This is a genomic window from Lacticaseibacillus manihotivorans DSM 13343 = JCM 12514 (assembly GCF_001435035.1).
In the GTDB taxonomy this organism is placed as follows: Bacteria; Bacillota; Bacilli; order Lactobacillales; family Lactobacillaceae; genus Lacticaseibacillus; species Lacticaseibacillus manihotivorans.
Genome location: NZ_AZEU01000086.1, coordinates 1 through 5,226 on the forward strand (window position 1 = coordinate 1; position 5,226 = coordinate 5,226).

Sequence of the window (5,226 nt, forward strand, 5' to 3'; positions counted from 1 at the left end):
AGGCCTTCAAGGGATAAAAACTATCCTTCAACACCAGTTGACAAATTTCCAAAAAAATCCCCACTTCATTGGCCGAAGTGGGGATTTGTGTTGTTTGGTTACTTTGATTTTCTCACAAGTTCAGTATACCATGACCCGACAGTTAGCGCAATAGTGTTTGACTAGGCTGCCATCGCTGGCCGCTTGGCAATGATCAACCCGATCATCCCCATCAACAAACTCAAACCTAAGCATACGGTGACCACGCCAGGCCAAGCGATGACTTGCGCCAACCAAGAGAAACTCACTGGGCCAATCGCCGCTAAAATATACCCACCGGATTGCGCCATTCCTGACAAGCTGGCAGTGCCGAGTGCTGTTTGGGTCTTTTTTTGAAAGAAGACGATGCAAATTGAAAAAGCCGCCCCACTGCCGGCGCCCATAATGATCGCCATCAACGCTTGGATCCAGAACACTGAAGGTCCGATCAAGACGCCGACTAGTCCGATGATAAAACCACCAGCCGCGATCAACACCACTGTGGTTAAACCATGTTTGCGCTCTGCTAACGTTGGCGTCAACATGTTCAATGGCAACCCGAACAGCTGAAAAATCGTCGCTAACGTGCCGGCAGTCACCGCATCAAAGCCTGCATGTTGCCAAATGGATGGCAACCAAGTCAACAGTGAATAATACAGCACACTTTGTAAACCGAAGAATAAGGCGATCAACCAAGCCAGACGTTCTTTGGTTAAGCTGACTTTCGCACTTTGCGTCGCGTTAGCGGTTTGATGACTTTGCAATTGTGGTAACACCCAAGCCAAACCACTAAGGCAATCACACTGACGGCACCAAACGTCGCCATCGTCGTAGTCGGCCCCACTTGTTTGGCCAACAGTCCACTGGTCCCAGTCCCAACGCTGGCAACCAAGCCCATGGCCGTGGTGTACATCGTGGTCATCACCGCAATGCGATGCGGGAACTCACTTTTGATCAAGGCTGGCAACAACACATTCCCGCCGGTGATGCCAAGTCCTGCAAAAGCCGTCCCGATCAAAAGTCCCCAAGCATTAGGGATCAAGCGCAACCCAGCGCCTAACACCAAAGCAGACGCCGCAAAAGTCAACACACGCCCTGGCCCATACTTGGCGCCAAGTTTGCCGATCACTGGTGACATGATGGCAAACATCGCCAACGGGATCGACGTGACAAACCCGGCCAAGCTTTTCGGTAAAATGCCACTGGCACTTAACGTATTCAATAACGGTGGCATCATGGTGATCGGCAAGCGCAAGTTCGCCCCGATCAAAAATACCCCGAGTACCATCAACCAAACGTGTTGCTTTTTCAAACTATCGACTCCTTAACCTGATCGCTCCGGCCTCCTCGCGCCTCCGCTTTGCATCCAACAATTAATGAGAATACTTTAATAATACACTTCTTTGAGGTAAAGGCCAGATGCTGGCGCGGTACCGCGGGCTTGTTGGCGATCTTTGACTTCATATAACCGCAAGAAATCATGGACATCCCGCCGGCCGCTGCCGATTTCAAGCAACGTCGCCACCAAAATGCGCACCATGTTGTACAAGAACCCATTGCCATAAAATTCAAACACCACTTCGTTATGTTCGGGATCATCGCGCACCGTGGCTTCATAAATCGTCCGCACTTTATTGACGATCACGCCACCGCTAGCCGCAAAGCTGGTGAAGTCATGCGTGCCGACCACATCATCCAAAGCAATTTGAACTTTGGCCAAGTCTAAGGGATATGGCCAATGTCCCGTATACAGCCGATTGAACGGATCGGTGAAGCGCCCACGGGCCACGCGATACATATAGCGTTTGCCTTTAGCGGAATAGCGCGCATGAAAGTCTTCTGGCGCAAACTCGGCTTTTAAAATTTCAATGTCCAACGGCATCAGCGAATTCATCGCGCGAAGCATCGCTTGTTCGGGAATTTCAATGGGAAAATCAAAACTCACCACTTGGCCTAACGCATGCACACCGGAATCGGTACGACCGGAACCATCGATATGAATCGAATCGACTTTGGCCATTTTGCCTAAGGCTTTTTGCAAGACGCCTTGGACGGTGCGTTGATGGGGTTGAATTTGGTAGCCGGCAAAGTTGGTGCCATCATAGGCCAGCGTTAATTTGTAATGCGTCATATCTTCTCCTAAATAAAAGCCGGCTTTTCAGCCAGCTTCTCTATGCTCTTAAAAAGACTAACAAGCCGGTCAACGCTGCCATCACCACGGCTGCCGTGACATCTGAGCGGTGATATTTCAACACGCGATACTTGGTGCGATTGTCCCCGCCTTGATAACCACGCGCATCCATGGCCGTCGCCAAGTCTTCAGCGATGCCGAAACTATCGACAAACAGCGGGATCAACAACGGGACGACAGCTTTCATTTGCTGGAATAAATTCCCAGTCCCAAAATCCACACCCCGGGCACGTTGGGCATTCATGATCTTCGTGGTTTGATCCATCAACGTTGGCACAAAGCGCAAGGCGATTTGCAACACTAAAGCCAGTTCGGTAACTGGCACATGGATCACGCGCAACGGCTTCAACAATGATTCCACCGCATCAGCCAAAGACAGCGGCTGCGTGGTCAAGGTCAACAGCGTCGAAATGAAAATGATCAATACAAAGCGCATAAAGATAAACGCGCCATTGGTCAGTCCAAATTGCGTGATCGCCAGCCACCCCCAAGACCAATAGGTGTGCCCACCTTTGGTAAAGAAGATCTGCAACGCGACAGTGAACATGATCAGCCAAATCATCGGCCGCACGCCGCGCAAGAAAAAGCTGAGCTTCACTTTGGACAACATGATCATCACCATCGTCGCCACAAACATCAGCAAGTAGCTTTGCCAATTGTTGGCCAAGAAAATGATCGCAATATAATAGAAACTCGCCATCAACTTGGTCCGCGGATCAAGTCGGTGGACCATTGAGTCGCCAGGAATGTAGCGGCCTAAAATCAATTTATCCAAGGTCGCCACCTCCTATTTGTGGCATTAAGTCGTCCGCCAATTCAGAAGCAGTTAAAGGCATTTGGTCGAAGGTGAAGCCGAGTTTTTGCAGGCGTTCGGCAAACGCTGTGGTTTTCGGCAAGCCCAGTTGCTTTTGGCGCAACCAATCAGGATCGGCGAAAATTTCTCGTGGTGTCCCTTGGCGTACTAAGGCCCCATGTTCCATCACTAAGACCCGATCAGCATAGTCTGCCACATCATCCATCTGGTGGGTGACTAACACAATGGTCAAGCCTTGTTCATCATGAAGCTTTTTGAACATGGTCATCATTTCTAAACGCCCAGCTGGATCAAGCCCGGCAGTGGGTTCATCGAGCACCAAGATCTCAGGTTGCATCGCCAAAACGCCAGCAATGGCCACCCGCCGCATTTGCCCACCAGATAAATCAAACGGCGACTGTTGCAAAATATCGTCAGGCAAGCCGACGAGCTTCACCATTTGGGCGGCTAAGGCTTTGGCGTCTTTTTCAGGGACGCCGAAGTTCATCGGGCCAAAGGCGATATCGCGTTCAACGGTTTGTTCAAACAGTTGATTTTCCGCAAATTGAAACACCATGCCGACTTTTTGCCGCAAAGGCTTTAAGTTCTTATTGTTAGTTTCTGGGGTGATTTGTCGATCCCCAATGGTCACTGTGCCGCTAGTCGGCTTAAGCAACGCATTGAGGTGTTGCAGCAGCGTCGACTTCCCAGAGCCGGTGTGGCCGATGATCGCCGTGTAGTCGCCGCCTTTGATCGTCGTGGAAATATCTTTGAGGCCGTCGCCAGCAAAAGGCGTGCCTGCTTGATAGGCAAAACTTACATGGTCGAATGTAATGTCCAAAGCGCCTTTGCCAGTCCTTCCTCATCTAAATACCCTGCCGGCATTTTCACGCCGCGCTTGGCTAACGCATTTTTCAATTTCTCTGGGTACGGGACATCTAACCCCAGATGTAACAAGGCTTCCCCATGTTGGAAAATTTCTGCAGGGGTGCCGATTTCTTTGACTTGACCATCATCTAACAACAGCACCTGATCAGCGCCTGCCGCTTCATCGATATCATGGGTGATCGATAACACGGTCAAGGATTGTTGCTTTCGCAGCTGTTTGATCAAATCGATGATCTCCAAGCGTCCTGCTGGATCGAGCATTGAAGTTGCTTCATCTAAAATGATAATATCTGGGCGTTGCGCGACGATGCCAGCAATGGCCACGCGTTGTTTTTGCCCACCAGAAAGGCGCGCCGGCTCCCGCGTGGCAAAGTCTTGCATATTCACCGCTTCAAGGGCCGCTTGCACGCGGGTGAGCATTTCAGCGCGTGGTACCGCCCGGTTTTCCAACCCAAAGGCCACATCATCTTGCACCGTCGCGCCGACGAATTGGTTATCCGGATTTTGAAACACGATGCCGACTTTGGCGCGAATGTCCCAAACCGTTTGCTCAGTTAACGGCATGCCTGCGACTGTCACCGTTCCAGATTCCGGCGCCAACAACCCGTTGATATTTTTGGCCAGCGTGGACTTCCCACTACCGTTATGGCCGATGATCGCCCACCATTGCCCAGCAGGCACTGCAAACGAGACGTCATTTAACGCCGGTTTGGTCGCTTCTGGATAAGAATAACTGAGATGTTGAATGTCGATCGCGTTTGCCAAGCGTCAACGCCCCTTTCGTGCTTTTATACTGTCATATCATACCATATTATCCCCTGAGACTAACAGTGACATTCACCCTGTCACTGTCCGCCGCTGATAAATGGTTGATATCGTTTACATGATGCAAAAACAAACCAACAAAATCAACGGATCGGCACAATCCACCACTGTTGCATACACTTGGCAATACTGTGCTTATTCAGCCCATGACCATTGTCCGAAAGGTTGACATCATCTTTCCCTTTGCATGCGGGCAGTCTGACTGCGTGGCAGTGAGTTGAAATTTGGACGGAAGCTGGCCACCGCGACATAGTGAGATTTCCGTTGGCGGTTTACCGCCTACGGAAAGCCGCAGGTCGAAATCCACTTGGATCGAGCGCGCAGCGATTGATTCAAGTTAGTTCGGCCGAGGACCCTCACTATGTCGCGGTGAGCCAGCTGGAGTCCCAATTTCAACTCACCACTCCCCCAACGCAAAAAGCGGCCAGCCCGCAAAGGCTCACCGCTTAATTTTATGTGGTGAATTGTCAAATTAAGTGCAAAGTCTCATTATAGAAAACTTCGTAGGGTG

General features: G+C 50.6%; 6 protein-coding genes. All 6 read right to left on the bottom strand.

The window, feature by feature from the left end; translation table 11 throughout:
- Window positions 1–161: 161 nt before the first annotated feature.
- The 6 genes from FD01_RS16810 to FD01_RS04440 all read right to left on the bottom strand — a co-directional run bounded on the left by FD01_RS16810 (window position 162) and on the right by FD01_RS04440 (window position 4,655).
- Window positions 162–782 carry an MFS transporter gene (locus FD01_RS16810; RefSeq protein ID WP_263862584.1) on the bottom strand — a complete coding sequence of 207 codons (621 nt, stop codon included), beginning with the start codon at window positions 780–782 and terminating at the stop codon, window positions 162–164.
- Window positions 731–1,330, bottom strand: a complete 600-nt coding sequence (locus FD01_RS16815; protein WP_225436184.1) for an MFS transporter — start codon at window positions 1,328–1,330, stop codon at window positions 731–733. The genes FD01_RS16810 and FD01_RS16815 overlap by 52 nt, the downstream gene beginning before the upstream one ends.
- Window positions 1,331–1,405: 75 nt before the next feature.
- Window positions 1,406–2,149, bottom strand: coding sequence for a tRNA pseudouridine(38-40) synthase TruA (gene truA / locus FD01_RS04425; protein WP_056962825.1), 744 nt, complete (start codon window positions 2,147–2,149; stop codon window positions 1,406–1,408).
- Between the two features lie 40 nt (window positions 2,150–2,189).
- Entirely contained in the window at window positions 2,190–2,984 is a 795-nt protein-coding gene (locus FD01_RS04430; RefSeq protein ID WP_056962827.1) for an energy-coupling factor transporter transmembrane component T family protein, read from the bottom strand.
- Window positions 2,977–3,843 carry an energy-coupling factor ABC transporter ATP-binding protein gene (locus FD01_RS04435; RefSeq protein ID WP_054719429.1) on the bottom strand — a complete coding sequence of 289 codons (867 nt, stop codon included), beginning with the start codon at window positions 3,841–3,843 and terminating at the stop codon, window positions 2,977–2,979. The genes FD01_RS04430 and FD01_RS04435 overlap by 8 nt, the downstream gene beginning before the upstream one ends.
- Complete coding sequence (locus FD01_RS04440) at window positions 3,819–4,655, bottom strand: energy-coupling factor ABC transporter ATP-binding protein (protein WP_056962829.1); 837 nt, start codon at window positions 4,653–4,655, stop codon at window positions 3,819–3,821. The genes FD01_RS04435 and FD01_RS04440 overlap by 25 nt, the downstream gene beginning before the upstream one ends.
- Window positions 4,656–5,226 lie beyond the last annotated feature (571 nt).

Excerpts from the sequence above, each read along its gene's own strand:
- truA (WP_056962825.1), bottom strand. The coding sequence starts at position 2,149 with ATGACGCATTACAAATTAACGCTGGCCTATGATGGCACCAACTTTGCC.